Annotated in this window: 10 protein-coding genes and 3 rRNA genes; 5 read left to right on the top strand and 8 right to left on the bottom strand. The window is 68.7% G+C overall.

All coding sequences use genetic code 11. From position 1 onward, the window contains the following. Positions 1–7: 7 nt before the first annotated feature. Entirely contained in the window at positions 8–1,078 is a 1,071-nt protein-coding gene (gene trpS / locus ACHZ99_RS11950; RefSeq protein WP_420304441.1) for a tryptophan--tRNA ligase, read from the bottom strand. 644 nt (positions 1,079–1,722) lie between these two features. On the opposite strand from trpS, the gene ACHZ99_RS11945 reads away from it, so the two are divergent. From ACHZ99_RS11945 to rrf, 3 genes are all read left to right on the top strand, one after another. Continuing rightward, positions 1,723–3,255, top strand: a 16S ribosomal RNA gene (locus ACHZ99_RS11945). A gap of 172 nt (positions 3,256–3,427) precedes the next feature. Then, a 23S ribosomal RNA gene (locus tag ACHZ99_RS11940) occupies positions 3,428–6,556 on the top strand. A gap of 79 nt (positions 6,557–6,635) precedes the next feature. Continuing rightward, a 5S ribosomal RNA gene (gene rrf / locus ACHZ99_RS11935) occupies positions 6,636–6,752 on the top strand. Together the 16S, 23S and 5S rRNA genes form the textbook arrangement of a ribosomal RNA operon. A 67-nt stretch (positions 6,753–6,819) precedes the next feature. Here rrf and ACHZ99_RS11930 read toward each other — a convergent pair. The 7 genes from ACHZ99_RS11930 to ACHZ99_RS11900 all read right to left on the bottom strand — a co-directional run bounded on the left by ACHZ99_RS11930 (position 6,820) and on the right by ACHZ99_RS11900 (position 15,313). Next, positions 6,820–8,409: a type VI secretion protein gene (locus ACHZ99_RS11930; RefSeq protein ID WP_420304440.1), complete on the bottom strand. Its 1,590-nt coding sequence runs from the start codon at positions 8,407–8,409 to the stop codon at positions 6,820–6,822. A 1-nt stretch (position 8,410) separates the two neighbouring features. Further along, entirely contained in the window at positions 8,411–9,790 is a 1,380-nt protein-coding gene (locus ACHZ99_RS11925; RefSeq protein WP_420304439.1) for an ATP-binding protein, read from the bottom strand. A 127-nt stretch (positions 9,791–9,917) separates the two neighbouring features. Continuing rightward, on the bottom strand, positions 9,918–11,453 hold the full coding sequence (locus tag ACHZ99_RS11920; protein WP_420304438.1) for an SCO6880 family protein: 1,536 nt from the start codon (positions 11,451–11,453) through the stop codon (positions 9,918–9,920). Positions 11,454–11,459: 6 nt separating this feature from the next. Next, positions 11,460–12,809 (bottom strand): hypothetical protein, encoded by a 1,350-nt coding sequence (locus ACHZ99_RS11915; RefSeq protein ID WP_420304437.1) that lies wholly within the window; start codon positions 12,807–12,809, stop codon positions 11,460–11,462. Then, the gene (locus ACHZ99_RS11910; RefSeq protein ID WP_420304436.1) at positions 12,799–13,656 is read right to left on the bottom strand and encodes a hypothetical protein; all 858 of its coding nucleotides are present in this window, start codon (positions 13,654–13,656) and stop codon (positions 12,799–12,801) included. Before ACHZ99_RS11910 ends, ACHZ99_RS11915 begins: the two co-directional genes overlap by 11 nt. 214 nt (positions 13,657–13,870) lie before the next feature. Next, on the bottom strand, positions 13,871–14,179 hold the full coding sequence (locus ACHZ99_RS11905) for a hypothetical protein (protein ID WP_420304435.1): 309 nt from the start codon (positions 14,177–14,179) through the stop codon (positions 13,871–13,873). Between the two features lie 426 nt (positions 14,180–14,605). After that, positions 14,606–15,313: an SDR family oxidoreductase gene (locus ACHZ99_RS11900; RefSeq protein WP_420304434.1), complete on the bottom strand. Its 708-nt coding sequence runs from the start codon at positions 15,311–15,313 to the stop codon at positions 14,606–14,608. A gap of 219 nt (positions 15,314–15,532) precedes the next feature. Here ACHZ99_RS11900 and ACHZ99_RS11895 point away from each other — a divergent pair, with 219 nt between their 5' ends. Both ACHZ99_RS11895 and ACHZ99_RS11890 read left to right on the top strand, forming a co-directional pair. After that, complete coding sequence (locus tag ACHZ99_RS11895; RefSeq protein ID WP_420304433.1) at positions 15,533–16,672, top strand: serine hydrolase domain-containing protein; 1,140 nt, start codon at positions 15,533–15,535, stop codon at positions 16,670–16,672. Between the two features lie 61 nt (positions 16,673–16,733). Then, on the top strand, positions 16,734–17,720 hold the full coding sequence (locus tag ACHZ99_RS11890; RefSeq protein ID WP_420304432.1) for an NlpC/P60 family protein: 987 nt from the start codon (positions 16,734–16,736) through the stop codon (positions 17,718–17,720). Positions 17,721–17,833 lie beyond the last annotated feature (113 nt).

The raw sequence follows: 17,833 nt of genomic DNA, 5'->3' as shown, positions 1-17,833 counted from the left end.
GAACCGCTCACGCACCGCCCGCCGGGCCGCGGGCACCGAACACCGGCAGCAGCCCCGCCGCGTCGTACGCCGCGTCCACCCGCGGCCGCGCCATCCCCCGCGCCCGCTCCGCCCCGCGCCGCAGCACGTCCTCGACGTACGCCGGATCCGCGCTCAGCTCCGCATGCCGCTCCCGCACCGGCCGCAGCGTCTCCACCACCGCCTCCGCCGTATCCCGCTTGAGCTGCCCGTACGACGCGTACCCGCCCGCCAGCTCCACCGGCTTCCGCCCGGTGCAGGCGGCAAGGATCTCCAGCAGGTTCGTCACCCCCGGCTGCGCCTCCCGGTCGTACGTCACCTCGCCCCCGCTGTCCGTCACCGCCCGCATCACCTTCCGCCGCACGGTGTCCGGCTCGTCGAGAAGATGCACGATGCCCGCCCGCGCCGCGGGCGCGTCGTCGGACTTGCCCATTTTCGCCGCCGGATCCTGGAGGTTCATCACCCGCGCGGCGACCGCCGGACGGGTGACCCGCGGCACGGTGAACACCCGCCCGTACCGCTGGTTGAACCGCTGCGCCAGATCCCGCGACAGCTCCACGTGCTGCGCCTGGTCGTCGCCGACCGGCACCTCGTCGGTCCCGAAGGCGAGGATGTCGGCGGCCATAAGCACGGGATACGTCAGCAGCGACAGCCGCACGCTCCCGCCCCCGGCCCGCTCCCGCGCGGCCTTCTCCTTGTACTGGATCATCCGCCGCATCTCACCGTCCGATGCCGTGCACTCCAGCAGGTACGACAGCCGCGCGTGCTCGTCCACGTGACTCTGTACGTAGACGGTGCACACCCCCGGATCGAGACCCGCTGCGAGCAGCAGCTGCACCGCCTGCCGACTCAGCCGCCGCAGCCGCGCGGGCTCGTACGACACGGTCATCGCGTGCAGGTCGACCACGCAGAACAGCGCGTCGGCCCGATGCTGGTCCACCTCCACCCAGCGCCGCACGGCACCCAGGTAGTTCCCGAGCGTCAGATGCCCGGTGGGCTTCACCCCGCTGAAGATCCGCACCCGCGCACCCCGCGGCCCGTCCACCGTCGCCGTCGCCATGGCCATCGTCGTCCTCTCGCTCTCTGCCGGAGACCGCCGCACTGACGGCCGGCGAGCGAGGGAGACACGCGAAACGGCCGCCGAAGCGGCGGCCGTTGAAGTCGTGCGCACACACGCACCCGGTGGTTCGGCCGCCGTCAGGCGGCCCACCACTGCTGGGTTCGCGCGTGCGCTGTCATGCCCCCTACCGTACCCGGAGGCCCGCCCCGGGCGCGCGGCATCCGCACGCCCCAGGCCCGAGGCCGGGACCAGACGGGTGGTCCTTGACAAGCACGCCCGGCATCCGTAATGTTCTCCGGGTTGCCACGGGGCCGTTCGGTTCCGCAGCGCGACGGTGGCCGTCCCGGAGGGGCGGCTCGTGCCATCTACCTGACGTGTGATCGACTCCCTTTCGCCGGGGCAGAAGCGGTGTGCCCGTTTCTTTTCGGCGGGCGGCCGGATTTTGCGCCGCGGGAACAATCCGCTACGGTTAAGGCATACCGAAGGGAAACGCCCGGAGAGGCCCGTGAGGGTTTTGAAGGAAGTGTCCGTTCTTTGAGAACTCAACAGTGTGCCAAGTAGTCGATGCCAAGTGTTTGTGAAACACAGCATTACAGCAGTAGCGAGGCAGACTCGTTCTGTGGTGCTTTGATTCTGTTGAAGCATTTACGGAGAGTTTGATCCTGGCTCAGGACGAACGCTGGCGGCGTGCTTAACACATGCAAGTCGAACGATGAAGCCCTTTCGGGGGTGGATTAGTGGCGAACGGGTGAGTAACACGTGGGCAATCTGCCCTGCACTCTGGGACAAGCCCTGGAAACGGGGTCTAATACCGGATGTTCACCTCTGGGCGCATGCCTGGGGGTGGAAAGCTCCGGCGGTGCAGGATGAGCCCGCGGCCTATCAGCTTGTTGGTGGGGTGATGGCCTACCAAGGCGACGACGGGTAGCCGGCCTGAGAGGGCGACCGGCCACACTGGGACTGAGACACGGCCCAGACTCCTACGGGAGGCAGCAGTGGGGAATATTGCACAATGGGCGCAAGCCTGATGCAGCGACGCCGCGTGAGGGATGACGGCCTTCGGGTTGTAAACCTCTTTCAGCAGGGAAGAAGCTCCTTGGGGTGACGGTACCTGCAGAAGAAGCGCCGGCTAACTACGTGCCAGCAGCCGCGGTAATACGTAGGGCGCAAGCGTTGTCCGGAATTATTGGGCGTAAAGAGCTCGTAGGCGGCTTGTCGCGTCGGATGTGAAAGCCCGGGGCTTAACCCCGGGTCTGCATTCGATACGGGCAGGCTGGAGTTCGGTAGGGGAGATCGGAATTCCTGGTGTAGCGGTGGAATGCGCAGATATCAGGAGGAACACCGGTGGCGAAGGCGGATCTCTGGGCCGATACTGACGCTGAGGAGCGAAAGCGTGGGGAGCGAACAGGATTAGATACCCTGGTAGTCCACGCCGTAAACGGTGGGCACTAGGTGTGGGCGGCATTCCACGTCGTCCGTGCCGTAGCTAACGCATTAAGTGCCCCGCCTGGGGAGTACGGCCGCAAGGCTAAAACTCAAAGGAATTGACGGGGGCCCGCACAAGCGGCGGAGCATGTGGCTTAATTCGACGCAACGCGAAGAACCTTACCAAGGCTTGACATACACCGGAAAACCGTGGAGACACGGTCCCCCTTGTGGTCGGTGTACAGGTGGTGCATGGCTGTCGTCAGCTCGTGTCGTGAGATGTTGGGTTAAGTCCCGCAACGAGCGCAACCCTTGTCCTGTGTTGCCAGCACGCCCTTCGGGGTGGTGGGGACTCACGGGAGACTGCCGGGGTCAACTCGGAGGAAGGTGGGGACGACGTCAAGTCATCATGCCCCTTATGTCTTGGGCTGCACACGTGCTACAATGGCCGGTACAATGAGCTGCGATGCCGTGAGGTGGAGCGAATCTCAAAAAGCCGGTCTCAGTTCGGATTGGGGTCTGCAACTCGACCCCATGAAGTCGGAGTCGCTAGTAATCGCAGATCAGCATTGCTGCGGTGAATACGTTCCCGGGCCTTGTACACACCGCCCGTCACGTCACGAAAGTCGGTAACACCCGAAGCCGGTGGCCTAACCCCTTGTGGGAGGGAGCCGTCGAAGGTGGGACTGGCGATTGGGACGAAGTCGTAACAAGGTAGCCGTACCGGAAGGTGCGGCTGGATCACCTCCTTTCTAAGGAGCACCGTGCCGCATGCGGGCAAGTGTCCCGCACGGCCAGCTCATGGGTGGAACATCGATTACGCGTCACGGCACACTGTTGGGTATCTGAGAGCGCGGGCACGCAAGTGTCTGTTTCTCTTATGGGTTGTTGTTTGAGAACTGCACAGTGGACGCGAGCATCTGTGGCCAAGTTTTTAAGGGCGCATGGTGGATGCCTTGGCACCAGGAACCGATGAAGGACGTGGGAGGCCGCGATAGGCCCCGGGGAGCTGTCAACCGAGCTGTGATCCGGGGGTGTCCGAATGGGGAAACCCGGCAGTCGTCATGGGCTGTCACCCGCTGCTGAATGTATAGGCAGTTGGGAGGGAACGCGGGGAAGTGAAACATCTCAGTACCCGCAGGAAGAGAAAACAACAGTGATTCCGGGAGTAGTGGCGAGCGAAACTGGATGAGGCTAAACCGTGTGTGTGTGATACCCGGCAGGGGTTGCGCATGCGGGGTTGTGGGAGTTTACGTGACCGGTCTGCCGGCTGGTCGGCGAGTGAGAAACCGTACGTGTAGGCGAAGGGCATGCGAAAGGCCCGGCGTAGAGGGTAAGACCCCCGTAGTCGAAACGTGTACGGCTCGTTGTGAACCACCCAAGTAGCACGGGGCCCGAGAAATCCCGTGTGAATCTGGCGGGACCACCCGCTAAGCCTAAATATTCCCTGGTGACCGATAGCGGATAGTACCGTGAGGGAATGGTGAAAAGTACCGCGGGAGCGGAGTGAAAGAGTACCTGAAACCGTGTGCCTACAAGCCGTGGGAGCGTCGCCGTTGTCCTTTTGGGGGCTTCGGTCGTGACTGCGTGCCTTTTGAAGAATGAGCCTGCGAGTTAGCGGTGTGTAGCGAGGTTAACCCGTGTGGGGTAGCCGTAGCGAAAGCGAGTCCTAGCTGGGCGTTGAGTTGCACGCTCTAGACCCGAAGCGGGGTGATCTAGCCATGGGCAGGGTGAAGCGGCTGTAAGAGGTCGTGGAGGCCCGAACCCACCAGGGTTGAAAACCTGGGGGATGACCTGTGGTTAGGGGTGAAAGGCCAATCAAACTCCGTGATAGCTGGTTCTCCCCGAAATGCATTTAGGTGCAGCGTCGTGTGTTGCTTGCCGGAGGTAGAGCTACTGGATAGGCGATGGGCCTTACCGGGTTACTGACCTTAGCCAAACTCCGAATGCCGGTAAGTTGAGCGCGGCAGTGAGACTGCGGGGGATAAGCTCCGTGGTCGAGAGGGAAACAGCCCAGAGCATCGACTAAGGCCCCTAAGCGTATGCTAAGTGGGAAAGGATGTGGAGTCGCAGAGACAACCAGGAGGTTGGCTTAGAAGCAGCCATCCTTGAAAGAGTGCGTAATAGCTCACTGGTCAAGTGATTCCGCGCCGACAATGTAGCGGGGCTCAAGCGTACCGCCGAAGTCGTGTCACTCACACTAGAGCCTTAACGGGTGTGTGGGTGGGTAGGGGAGCGTCGTGTGCCGGGTGAAGCCGCACTGGAAGGTAGTGGTGGACGGTTCGCGAGTGAGAATGCAGGCATGAGTAGCGATACACACGTGGGAAACGTGTGCGCCGATTGACTAAGGGTTCCTGGGTCAAGTTGATCTGCCCAGGGTAAGTCGGGGCCTAAGGCGAGGCCGACAGGCGTAGTCGATGGATAACCGGTTGATATTCCGGTACCCGCTGTGAAGCGCCCAGCATTGAATCAGGTGATGCTAAGCCCGTGAAGCCCCCTGCCAGGCTCTTCGGAGTGTGGTGGGTGTGGTGGAGCCGGTGACCCGAGCTTGTAGTAGGTGAGTGATGGGGTGACGCAGGAAGGTAGTCCAGCCCGGGCGGTGGTTGTCCCGGGGTAAGGGTGTGGCCCGTTGTGCAGGTAAATCCGTGCAACATGAGGGTGAGACCTGATGCCGAGCCGATTGTGGTGAAGTGGATGATCCTATGCTGTCGAGAAAAGCCTCTAGCGATGTTTCATGGCGGCCCGTACCCGAAACCGACTCAGGTGGTCAGGTAGAGTATACCGAGGCGTTCGGGTGAACTATGGTTAAGGAACTCGGCAAAATGCCCCCGTAACTTCGGGAGAAGGGGGGCCGCTTCTGGTGATGGCTTTTACGGCCGGAGCTGGGGGTGGCCGCAGAGACCAGCGAGAAGCGACTGTTTACTAAAAACACAGGTCCGTGCGAAGCTGTAAGGCGATGTATACGGACTGACGCCTGCCCGGTGCTGGAACGTTAAGGGGACCGGTTAGTCATTCCTTTGGGGTGGCGAAGCTGAGAACTTAAGCGCCAGTAAACGGCGGTGGTAACTATAACCATCCTAAGGTAGCGAAATTCCTTGTCGGGTAAGTTCCGACCTGCACGAATGGCGTAACGACTTCTCGGCTGTCTCAACCATAGGCCCGGTGAAATTGCAGTACGAGTAAAGATGCTCGTTTCGCGCAGCAGGACGGAAAGACCCCGGGACCTTTACTACAGCTTGATATTGGTGTTCGGTTCGGCTTGTGTAGGATAGGTGGGAGACTGTGAAGCGGCCACGCCAGTGGTTGTGGAGTCGTCGTTGAAATACCACTCTGGTCGTGTTGGATGTCTAACCTGGGTCCGTGATCCGGATCGGGGACAGTGTCTGGTGGGTAGTTTAACTGGGGCGGTTGCCTCCTAAAGTGTAACGGAGGCGCCCAAAGGTTCCCTCAGCCTGGTTGGTCATCAGGTGGTGAGTGTAAGTGCACAAGGGAGCTTGACTGCGAGACTGACGGGTCGAGCAGGTGCGAAAGCAGGGACTAGTGATCCGGCGGTGGCTTGTGGGAGCGCCGTCGCTCAACGGATAAAAGGTACCCCGGGGATAACAGGCTGATCTTCCCCAAGAGTCCATATCGACGGGATGGTTTGGCACCTCGATGTCGGCTCGTCGCATCCTGGGGCTGGAGTCGGTCCCAAGGGTTGGGCTGTTCGCCCATTAAAGCGGCACGCGAGCTGGGTTTAGAACGTCGTGAGACAGTTCGGTCCCTATCCGCTGCGCGCGTAGGAGTCTTGAGAAGGGCTGTCCCTAGTACGAGAGGACCGGGACGGACGGACCTCTGGTGTGCCAGTTGTTCTGCCAAGGGCATGGCTGGTTGGCTACGTTCGGGAGGGATAACCGCTGAAAGCATCTAAGCGGGAAGCCTGCTTCGAGATGAGGACTCCCACCCCCTTGTAGGGGTTAAGGCCCCCTGTAGACGACGGGGTTGATAGGCCGGATCTGGAAGCCCTGTGAGGGGTGGAGGTGACCGGTACTAATAGGCCGAGGGCTTGTCCATAGCTGCTTGCGTCCACTGTGTAGGTTCTGAGACAACAACCCAGCTTTTTTGAGGCATCGTGTTGTGTGTTTCATGGTGTTTCGGTGGTCATAGCGTTGGGGAAACGCCCGGTCTCATTCCGAACCCGGAAGCTAAGCCCGACCGCGCCGATGGTACTGCACGGGGGACCGTGTGGGAGAGTAGGTCACCGCCGAACAAACTTTACGACTCAACCCCCGGACACCGTCCGGGGGTTCAGTCGTTTCCGCACCCTTTGGTGCCCCTCACACCCCGAGCGACAGCGCCGGCCAGCGGCTGCGCGCCTGCTCCGGCGAGCGGAGCGTGGCCAGGGTCGGCAGTCCCTCGCGGGCGCCCTCGTTGAGGAGGGCGGGGAGGTGGGCGAGGGGGGCGACTGCGGCGACGTCGTCGAGGACGAGGGTGAGTGGTGGGTCGAGCCGGCCGGTGGATGACCCTGCGGCCATGCGGCGGCCGTGCTCGACCACGTCTGTGGCGAGGGCGGTGAGCAGTGGCATCGCACCCGGACGGGACCGGGGGCCCTCGATGGCTTCACCCACCAGATAAAGCGTTCCCCCTTCGTCGATGAATGACTCCAGGACGAGCGAATCTGCTCGGGTGGGTTTGCATGCGTTGCGGATATGGATCGATGACAGGCCCTCCAGCACCGTCGCGACCAGCTCGCCCGCCGCGTCCCGCCGGTCCGGGTGGGCGGTCAGCGCCGACTCCAGTTCGCCGGCCGCGCCGGACGCCGCTTCCGGTGCGGAGCGGAGGATGCCCACCGGTTCGTGGGCGCCCGTGCCCTGGGCCCAGCGGTGCACCTGGGCGAAGGGGCGGGAGGCCACCGCGGCGGCGTGGAGCCAGCACGTCAGGAGGGTCTCCGCGGTGTCGGCGACCGTGGTGTCCGTACGGTGCTGGGGGCGGACCGGGCGCAGGAGGGCCGCGGCTCGGGCGGCTGCCGTCGCGCGGTCCTGGCAGTCGGCCGTCGGGGACCAGCGGAGGCGGTCCGGGGTGTCGCAGAGCTGGCCCGGGTCGTAGACGAGGACGGGGCCGAGTTTGGCGCGGGCGTCCTTGGTGTCCGCCCACAGGGCGGCGTCGGACGTGACCACGACCGCCGGTCCTTCCGCGCCCAGGAGTGTCTCCCGGGTGAGGGCGAGGGCCGTGGGGCTGCCCTTGCGGAACACCAGCGGGCCGGCGTGCGCCGGTGGCCCCGTCGCTGCTGTGAGGGCTGTCGGTGCTGTCGGTGCCGCGGGGGCTGCCGGTCTCGCGGGCGCGGGTCGGGCTGGGGGCTGCTGCGGGTACGGCTCCTTGTCCAGGTTCGCCGGGGTCCTGCCGGGGGTGCGGTGCGGGGGCCGGGGGCGTGCGGAGGGCTCTTCCTCCTCGTACGGGTCCTCGTCACCGTCTCGCAGGCCCTCTCCCCGGCCTCTTCCCCGGCCCTCTCCCAGGCCCTCCTCCAGCGCCTCGTCGCCCGCCGCCGCCTTGCGCCGGGCCGCCGTGCGGCGCGCCTTCCAGCTCGCCAGCGTCGTCATCCCCGCGACCGCGAACGTGACGAGCACCATCAGCTGGCTGATGAACACGCCCCAGAACAGCCCCCAGCCCGACAGGGACTTCGGCGGTGTGTCCGGCCAGGCGGCCGCCAGGTTGTGCGGCTCGGCGACCAGTTCCCGCATCGCCAGCGGTGTCCGCGTGAACGTGACGCCGTCCGGCCACGCCCCGTGCGCCAGCAGCCCCGCCAGGCCCGTCGCCGTCCACACCAGCACCGTCAGGCCGAGCAGAAACGCGAGTACGCCGACGAGCAGGCCGTCGGGGATCCCGCGCTCCGGCTCTGCCCGCTCTCGTCCGCCGCGACCCTGCGCCATCTCAGGCCACCGTCGATTCCTTCGCCATCACCACCGGACCGCTGTCGTCCGCGTCCGCCGCCTCCAGGGCCGGTACCGGGGCGGACTCCGTCATCGCCCGGTCGGTGAAGACCAGCGGCCGTTCGGCCTCGGTCACCAGGTGCTTGACGACCTGCACGTTGCCGTTGACGTCCCAGACGGCGATGCCCGGGGTCAGCGTCGGGATGATCTCGACGGCCCAGCGTGGCAGGCCGAGCACCTTGCCGGTCGCGCGGGCCTCGTCGGCCTTCTGGGCGTAGATCGTACGTGTCGACGCCATCTTGAGGATCGCCGCCGCCTCCCGGGCCGCCGCGCCGTCGACGACGTCGGACAGGTGGTGCACGACGGCGACGAACGACAGGCCGAGCCGGCGGCCGAACTTCAGCAGCCGCTGGAAGAGCTGGGCGACGAAGGGGGAGTTGATGATGTGCCACGCCTCTTCCACCAGGAAGATGCGCTTCTTGCGGTCGGGGCGGATCCAGGTGTGCTCCAGCCACACGCCGACGATCGCCATGAGGATGGGCATGGCGATCGAGTTCCGGTCGATGTGGGAGAGGTCGAAGATGATGAGCGGCGAGTCGAGGTCGATGCCGACGGTCGTCGGGCCGTCGAACATGCCGCGCAGGTCGCCGTCGACGAGGCGGTCGAGGACGAGGGCGACGTCGAGGCCCCAGTTGCGGACGTCCTCGACGTCGACGTTCATCGCCTCGGCGGCCGTGGGCGCGGGGTGGCGGAGCTGTTCGACGATGTCGGTGAGGACCGGCTGGCGGTCGGTGACGGTCTCGTTGACGTACGCGTGGGCGACCTTGAGGGCGAAGCCGGAGCGCTCGTCGAGGCCGCTGCCGGTGGCGACCTCGATGATCGTACGGAGCAGGGCGAGCTGGCCGGTGGAGGTGATCGCCGGGTCGAGGGGGTTGAGGCGGATGCCGCTGTCGAGGGCGGCGAGGGGGTCGAGGCGGATGGGGGTGATGCCGAGTTCCTGCGCGATGAGCGCCCATTCGCCGACGCCGTCCTCGCCCTGGGCGTCGAGGACGACGACCTGGCGGTCGCGGAAGCGGAGCTGGCGCAGGACGTACGTCTTCTCCAGTGCGGACTTGCCGTTGCCGGACTCCCCGAGGACCAGCCAGTGCGGTGCGGGGAGCTGCTGGCCGTAGAGCTGGAAGGGGTCGTAGATGTAGCCCTTTCCGCTGTAGACCTCGCGGCCGATGATGACCCCGGAGTCGCCCAGGCCGGGGGCGGCGGTGGGGAGGTAGACGGCCTGCGCCTGGGCGCTGGAGGTGCGTACGGGCAGGCGCTGGGTCTCGGTCTTGCCGAAGACGAAGCCGGCGAAGGCGCGCGTCGCGAGGTCGAGGAGGTCGGCCATGGGTCACCTGGTCCCGGTCGCGAGGGGGAGGGCGTTCTCGAAGGCACGGTGGTGCGGCGTGCCGGTGCCGGCGCCGGGTGCCGGATGTTCCGTCTCGTGGGGGAGCAACGACCGCTCGGTCATGGAGTCACCTGATCCCGGTGGCGAAGGGCAGCGTGTTCACGAAGGCGCGGTGATGCTCTCTGTCGCACCATTCCAGTTTCAGGTATGACTTCCCCGCCGAGGCGCGGATCGTGCGTTTGTCGCGGGCGAGCGCCTCGGGGGAGCGGGCGGACACGGTGAGGTAGCCGACGAGGTTGACGCCGGCGGCGCCCGAGGCGAGGTCTTCGCCGCGCTGGTCGATGCGGTCGTGGTGGGCGATGTCCCGGGGGTCGACGACGCGGTTCATCTTCGCCTGCCGGGACGCCTCGGCGTCGTCGTTTGTCTTCTCCGTCAGCATCCGCTCGATGGCCACTTCGGTGGGCTCCAGGTCCATGCATACGGCGACCGTGCGGATGACGTCCGGGGTGTGGACGAGGAGCGGGGCGAGGAAGTTGACGCCGACGGGTGTCATCGGCCATTCCTTCACCCACGCGGTGGCGTGGCACCAGGGGTCGCGGGTCGCCGACTCGCGGGTCTTGGCGCGCAGGTACTGCGGGTCCACGGCGTCCAGTTCGGCCGGCCAGGCGTTGCGCTCGGTCATGGCCTGGATGTGGTCGATGGGGTGGTCCGGGTCGTACATGGAGTGCACGAGGGCCGCGAGGCGGGCGATGCCCAGCGGCTGCCGTACGCGGATGTCGGCCTCGGCGAGACGGGCGCAGATGTCGCCCAGCTCGCGGGCCATGATGACGGCGATGCACTCGTCGCGGGTCTGCTTGGTGGCGCGGCCCATCACCGTGGCCTCCTGGCCCAGGTCGCGGGTGTAGGGCATGCAGGCGACGAGGTAGGCGCGGTGCTGCTCGGAGGAGGTGGAGACCATCGACTGGAGCTGGTCGTACGAGCCCTTTATCCACTGCGGCGCGCGCGGGTCGCCGCGCTGCGAGACGTCCTTGGCGTGCGCGTCGGGGTCGGCGGGCAGGGTGCGGGCGAGCATCTGCAGGCGGCGTACGAAGCCGTCGCCGTTGGCGGCGTGCTTGAGCAGGGTGCCGAAGCGGTCGACGAGGGCCTCCTGGTCCTCGCTGTCGCGCAGGCCGACGCCGGGGCCCTCGATCTCGATGACGGCGGTGACGGTGCGGCGGTCGGCGTGCAGCAGGACGGCGATCTCGTCGGGGCCGAAGGGGGCGACCTGCCAGTTGATGCGGCCGACGCCGGGCGGGGTGCCGACGGCGACCTCCTCGCCGTTGAGGCGCGTGCCGGCCTCCTGGGCGCCGGAGCGGTAGACGGCGGCGCCGGAGCGGAGGAGGCGGCGGTGGCTGCGGCTGATCTCGAACCAGCGGTAGAAGGTGCGGCCGCGGTACGGGACGTAGACGGCGGCGAGGGCGACCATCGGGAAGCCCATGAGCAGCACGATGCGCAGCGTCAGCACGGGGACGAGGAGGCCGCACATCATGCCGAGGAACGCGCCGCCGATGATGAGGCCGATCTCGCCGGTCTCGCGGTTGCGGCCGACGATGGCGTTGGGGCGGGCCTTGCCGACGAGGTAGGTGCGGCGGGGGGTGATCGGTGGTGTGTCGTGCGTGGTCACCGCAGGTCACCTCCTGTTTCCGGGCTGCTGGGCGGGTTGCTGGGGGGCGCTGCCGCCGCCGTGTGAGCCGCCGCCCGACCCGCCGCGGGAGCCGGAGCCGGCGCCGCTGCCGCCTCCGGAGTTGCGGCCGGGCGAGCCGGACTGGTGCGGGCGGGAGCTGTGGGCGGCGACGCCGCCGGAGACGGGGTTGGCGGGCCGGGCGGCGGAGCGGGACTCGCCGCCGCTGCCGCCGGCGCCGGAGGGCGCGGGGGTGCGGGAGCCGTGGGTCTTCATGCCGGCGGTGACGAGGGCGGCGGGGCTGGCCATGACGGCGGAGGCGGGGTTGGCGGAGGTGGCGCGGCGGCCCTGTTTGGCGGTCATGATCTCGTCGCCGAAGCCGGGCACGAAGCGGTAGATCATCGCGCTGGCGAAGATGGCGAGCAGGATGATCGCGAGGCCGGAGACGACGGCGGAGAAGGCGTCGGGGCCCTCCTCGGCGGAGAGGGCGCCGGCGAGGCCGAGGACGATGACGATGACCGGTTTGACGAGGATCACGGCGATCATGATCCCGGCCCAGCGGCGGACGTGGTGCCACATGTTCTTGTCGACGAGCCCGGCGTAGACGGCGGTGCCGAGGAGGGCGCCGACGTAGAGGAGGGCGGCGCGGATGACGAGCTCCAGCCAGAGCACGCCCGCGGCGAGCACGGAGACCAGGGACACGACGATGAGCATGATCGGGCCGCCGCCGATGTCCTCGCCCTTTTCGAGGGCATCGGCGAAGCCGCCGAAGAACGTGTCGGTGTTGGACGACGTACCCGAGGCGATGGCTTCGGTCACGGAGTCGGTGGCGGTGACGAGGGTGTAGAGGACGAGGGGGGTGAAGGCGGACGCGAGGACGGTGAGCCAGAGGAAGCCGATGGCCTCGCCGAGGGCTTCGCCGAGGGGGACGCCGCGGATGGCGCGCTTGGCGACGGCGAGGAGCCAGAGGGTCAGGGTGAGGATGGTGGAGGCGGCGAAGACGACGGCGTACTGGCGCAGGAAGGTGGCGTTGGTGAAGTCGACGGTGGTCGTGGAGGTGACGGCGTCGGAGAGCTTCTCGATGGTCCAGGCGGCGGCTTCGGCGCAGCCCTTGGCCAGCGAGGAGAGCGGGTCGACGGATTCGGTGACGTCGCCGGGCGAGTTGGGCGCGGAGCGGCCGCCGTCGTCCTCCTTCTCGCAGTAGTCCCGGGCGGGGCCGATGAGGTTGTCGCAGGCGTTGCCGCCGTCCTGCGCGGGTGCGGTGCCGAGGGCGCGGGGGGCGGCGAGCAGGAGGGCGGCCTGCGCGCCGGCGAGCAGGGTCAGGAGCGAGGCGCCGCGGCGCCGCCGGCTACCGGGCATAGGTGAACCCTCCGAACTGCTCGACGGCTTTCTCGATCTGCTCGTCGGTCGCCGCCGGTACGTCGCCGGGGACGGGGGCGGGACCCCGCTTCTGGGAGTCGGCGGTGATCTTCCAGTCGCCGTCCGACCAGCGGAGTTCGAAGGTCCAGGTGTGCCAGGTGGTGCGTACGGGGACGTCCGACTCGGGGCCCGCCAGGCCGATCAGGCCGGTGTACCAGACGGCGACGGTGGCCGTGGTGTCCTCGTACTCCTTGACGGTCGTGCCGACCGGAACGGTCCGGGAGATGAAGGTCATGCCGGACGGGGGCTCGCCCTCGGCGTCGAGGCCGAGGTTGGCGAGGAACTCCGGGGAGTACGCCTCGTCCATGCCGGACTTGGTCTTCGCCGCCAGGTCCGGGACGTACAGGGCGTCGATGAGGCGGTGGCGGCCCTCGGACGTGAACATCTGGTCGCCGCCGAGGGCGACGGCGTAGTTCGCCGCCGCCGACTGGGCGCCCTCGGCGGACCGGGGGAAGCCGGCGGGGATGCCGTCGGCGGCGGTCCGGACCGGGGCGTCGCCCGTGGGGGACGTGGGCTGGGCGTTCGGGCCGGGTTGGGCGGCGTTCTCGCCGTCGTCGCCGGTGTTCCCGCTGCGGTTCGCGAAGGCGATCGCGGCGATGAGGAGGACCACGACGCCGACGACCGTGACCGTCGCGCGGGAGGGCGAGACGCGGCCGCCGCGGCGCGGGCCGTCGTAGCGGGCGTCGCTGTCGCCTTCGGCGAAGCGGGTGCGGGTGCCGGGGCGGGGGCCGGGGACGGGGTAGTCCGCGTAATCGGCGTAGTCGGGGTGGTCGTCGTCGTGGCTCATGCGTCGTTCCCCCCTCCGCGCGCCGGTGCGTCGTTGCGCCGGCTTCCCGTAGGCACAAGAAGGTAGCGGTGCGCCGCCGGCCTGCTGACGGGGGTCCCCGGGCCGCCGGGCCCGGGGAGTGGTCGCCTCCCGGGGCGCGGGGCCGGGCGACGCGCCGTCGCCGTGTGCCGCACCGCCGTTCGCCGTGCGCCTGGCCCTGGAGTCACGGCCCGGCCTACACCGCCATTCCGTACACGATCGTGAAGACTGTGCCGAGGGAGCCGATGATGAACACTCCGGTCAGGCCCGCGACGATCAGCCCCTTGCCCTGCTCCGCGCTGAAGGTGTCGCGGAGCGCGGTGGCGCCGATGCGCTGCTTGGCCGCGCCCCAGATCGCGATGCCGAGGCACAGCAGGATCGCGACCGCCATGACCACTTCGATCATCACGCGCGCTTCCTGGCCCAGGCTTCCGAAGGGGCCCCAGTCAGGGGCGATACCGCCGATGATGGTGTTGATGTCGCCCTTGTCGGCTGCCAGGATCATGTCGTAACTCACCGCCCCATGCGCTGTGTTGCCGTCCCGGGCGGACGGCAGGAGTCACCCTCCATCCTCCCTGATGATGCCCTCGTGAGAGTCGATTTGGCGTCAACCTCGGGGATTTCACAAGGGTGTTCGGCGTCAACCGCCGACTTTCCTGTGTGTATCACGTTAGGTGACTATTGGCAACGCTGTGTGCCTGGGGGGCGGTGGGGTGGGCGGCTTGTCCGGCCTGTGCCGAATCGGCGCATGTGAAGGGCGGTCGTCGCGGTGACGGCCGCCGGGAGGGTGCCGTCGGGGATGTGACGCAAAGAAGCCGCGGGGAAGGCGGCGGATGTGTCGGAAGGGACGACGAGGTGGTGCGGGTGCCCGGGGCGGGGGGTACGGCGGCGGCGTACCGCCCCGGCGTGGGCCCGCCCGTGACGGCGGCTCCTACACGGGCTGGCCGATCGGCCGCATGACGACGGTGTTCACGTCCACGCCCGCGGGCTGGCCCAGCGCCCACACGATCGACTCCGCGACCTGGTCGGACGTCATCATCTCCATGCCCTCGGGCGCCCCGCCCATGCCGTCCCAGAAGAGGCTGTCGGTGCGGCCGGGGGCGACGAGCGTGACGCCGACGCCGTCGCCGGTCACCATGCGGCGGGTGTTCTCCGCCAGGCCCGTCATGGCCCACTTGGTGATGCCGTAGATGTTGCCCGCGCCGTACACGAAGCCCGCGACGCTGCCGACGATGACGATCCGCCCGCGCGTCTCGCGCAGCGCCGCGAGCGAGCTGCGGATCAGCAGGGCGGGGCCCAGCACGTTGGTGAGCACCATGTCGCGCCAGCCGGCCGGGTCCCCGGTGGCGAGGTCGTCGTGCGTGGCGAAGCCGGCGTTGGCGACGACGGCGTCGAGCCGGCCGTACGCCGTGAGCGTGGCCTGCACCGCCGCGTCCACGGCCGCGTGGTCGGAGGCGTCGCCGGGCAGGGTCAGCAGCTCCGCCGGGTCGCCGGCCTCCGCGGCGAAGCGGCGCAGGCGCTCGGCGCCGCGGCCGGTGACGGCGACGCGGCCGCCGCCGGCGAGGAGCCGGCGGGCCGCGGCGGCGCCGATGCCGCTGCCGCCGCCGGTGATGAGCGTGACGGGGGAGTGTTCGGTCATGGGGTGCGGGCCTTTCCGGTGCCGGTCGGGTCGGACGGTGCCGAGTGCACCACTTGGAGTGCTCTCTATGTCAACGGCGGTGGAGGTAGGGCGCTCGCGGGGGTGGTGCCGGTACCACCCCCCGTCCGGCGGCCGGCACCAGTGAGCGGCCGGCGCGCGGGGGCGAGGGTGGAGACCTGCCGAGACAGACCCCCGCAACGCGCCCCAAGGAGACCTGACATGAGGCCCGCCCGCCGTACCGCCGCCGTCCTCCTCGCCGCCGCCGCCGTCGTCGCCGGCGGCGCCGCGCCCGCCGCCGCCCGCGGCGCCTCCGGCGCCCCCGGCGCACCCGACCCCGTGCAGCACCGCCTCGACGTCCTCGTCGAGCGCGACGGCGTCCCCGGCGCCCTCGCGTACGACGGCCGCACCACCCGTACCGCGGGCGTCGCCGACACCGCGACCGGCCGGCCCATGGTCGGCGCCGAGGGGCGCTTCCGGGCGGCCAGCAACACCAAGTCGTTCACCGCCGCCGCCGTGATGCGGCTGGTCGCCGCGGGCGAGGTGCGGCTGGGCGCGCCCGCCGCGCGGTACGTGCCGCAGCTCGCCGGCACCGGCGTCACCGTGCGGCAGCTGCTCAAGCAGACCAGCGGGCTGCCGGAGTACCTGCGGTTCGTCGACTGGAGCCGGGACGCCACCGAGGAGGAGTACCTCGCGCCGGCCCTCGACCACCCCGCCGACTTCGAACCCGGCGCCCGCTGGGGCTACTCCAACACCAACTACCTCGTGCTCGGCCTCCTCATCAAGAACGTCACCGGCGAGGACTACCGCACGTACATCGAACGCACCATTATCGAGCCGCTGCACCTGAAGGACACGTACTGGCCCGCGGAGGGCGAGTACACGATCCGCGGCCCGCACGCCCGCAACTACGGCGTCGACCCCACCGACCCCGAGGGCGGCGTCACCGACGTGACCGAGCTGCCCGGCCACGAGTTCGGCGCCTCCGGCGGCCTGGTGACCACCCCGGCGGACCAGAACACCTTCTGGAAGGCCCTCTTCGGCGGCCGGCTGCTGCCCGGCTGGGCGCTGCGCCTGATGACCCACGACACCACCGACGTCGGCGGCCTCGACACGTACCCCGAGGGCAGCCGCTACGGCTACGGCGTCGCGTCCTTCCCGCTGAGCTGCGGCGGCGCGTACTGGGGCCACGGCGGCGACCTGCCCGGCGACTCGGTCGCCGGCGGGCACGCCGGCCGCGGGCGGGGCACCGTCACCGTCTACACCACCACTTCGGCCGCCGAGGGCGACCGGCTGACCGGCCTGCAAGGGGCGGCGGACGCGGCGCTGTGCGCGAAGGGCCGTACCGGCCACGGGCGTTGAGGGGCGCGCGGCGGGGCGCGATCGGGCAGACAGCCGGGCCCCGATGGGGGATGGTTGAGGGGTGCGCAAGCTCTGGGTGATCGTGGCGCTGGGGTCGGGGATGGTCCTGTCGTTCCTGGCGCTCCTCGTCGTCGGCACGTACACCGCCGCGTCCGGTCTCGCCGGGCGCGGCGTCGGCCTGGCGAAGGGCGCCGTGCCCGCGACGTACCAGCCGCTGGTGCAGAAGTGGGGCAACCTCTGCCCGTCCCTCAACCCGGCGCTGCTCGCCGCGCAGCTGTACCAGGAGAGCGGCTGGGACCCCAACGCCGTCAGCTCCGCCGACGCCCGCGGCATCGCGCAGTTCATCCCCGCCACCTGGGCCACCCACGGCATCGACGGCAACGGCGACGGCAAGCGCGATGTCAACGACCCCGAGGACGCCATCCCGTCGGCGGCGACGTACGACTGCAAGCTCGCCGGCTACGTCGAGGACGTGCCCGGCGACCCCACCGCCAACATGCTCGCCGCCTACAACGCCGGCCCGTACGCCGTCATCAAGTACGGCGGGGTGCCCCCGTACCGCGAGACGGAGAACTACGTCAAGGTCATCCGCGCCCTGGAGCAGAGCTTCGCCGCCCCCACCTCCCGGCTGTCGCCGTCGAAGCAGGCGGCCGGCGCCATCCACTACGCGCAGGAGAAGCTCGGCACGCCCTATCTGTGGGGCGGCGACGGTACGCCCGAGGAGGGCGGCCGGTTCGACTGCTCGGGGCTGACGAAGGCGGCGTACGCCTCGGTGGGCATCGAGCTGCCGCGGGTGGCGAACGACCAGTGGAACGCCGGGCCGCACCCGGGCCGGGACGAGCTGCTCCCCGGCGACCTGGTGTTCTTCGCGTACGACCTGAACGACTCGCGCTCCATCCACCACGTCGGGCTGTATGTAGGGGGCGGCTACATGATCGACGCCCCTTACACCGGGGCGGTGATCCGCTTCGACCCGATCGACTCCCCGGACTACTTCGGTGCGACACGCGTCACGGAGGCCGGCGCCGCGGCCCTGCCGGAGCGCTGAGGCGCGGCGCCGGCGGTCACTCTTCGATAACCTCCCGGTGATCTTTCGGTAGCACACGGAACGCGTGCCCCTGATGCGCCGTTGCAAAGGGCGAGCGGCACCGTTGCAATAGG

The sequence above is a fragment of the Streptomyces sp. MAR4 CNX-425 genome (genome assembly GCF_048656465.1).
In the GTDB taxonomy this organism is placed as follows: Bacteria; Actinomycetota; Actinomycetes; order Streptomycetales; family Streptomycetaceae; genus Streptomyces.
Note: the sequence above shows the minus strand (reverse complement) of the source record. Positions and strands in the feature narration are given on the sequence as shown.

Bases quoted from the DNA above. Each gene is read 5' to 3' on its own strand.
- ACHZ99_RS11915 (WP_420304437.1), bottom strand. From the start codon at position 12,809: ATGCCCGGTAGCCGGCGGCGCCGCGGCGCCTCGCTCCTGACCCTGCTC.
- ACHZ99_RS11925 (WP_420304439.1), bottom strand. From the start codon at position 9,790: ATGGCCGACCTCCTCGACCTCGCGACGCGCGCCTTCGCCGGCTTCGTC.
- ACHZ99_RS11905 (WP_420304435.1), bottom strand. From the start codon at position 14,179: ATGATCCTGGCAGCCGACAAGGGCGACATCAACACCATCATCGGCGGT.
- ACHZ99_RS11895 (WP_420304433.1), top strand. From the start codon at position 15,533: ATGAGGCCCGCCCGCCGTACCGCCGCCGTCCTCCTCGCCGCCGCCGCC.
- ACHZ99_RS11900 (WP_420304434.1), bottom strand. From the start codon at position 15,313: ATGACCGAACACTCCCCCGTCACGCTCATCACCGGCGGCGGCAGCGGC.
- trpS (WP_420304441.1), bottom strand. From the start codon at position 1,078: ATGGCGACGGCGACGGTGGACGGGCCGCGGGGTGCGCGGGTGCGGATC.
- ACHZ99_RS11910 (WP_420304436.1), bottom strand. From the start codon at position 13,656: ATGAGCCACGACGACGACCACCCCGACTACGCCGATTACGCGGACTAC.
- ACHZ99_RS11930 (WP_420304440.1), bottom strand. From the start codon at position 8,409: ATGGCGCAGGGTCGCGGCGGACGAGAGCGGGCAGAGCCGGAGCGCGGG.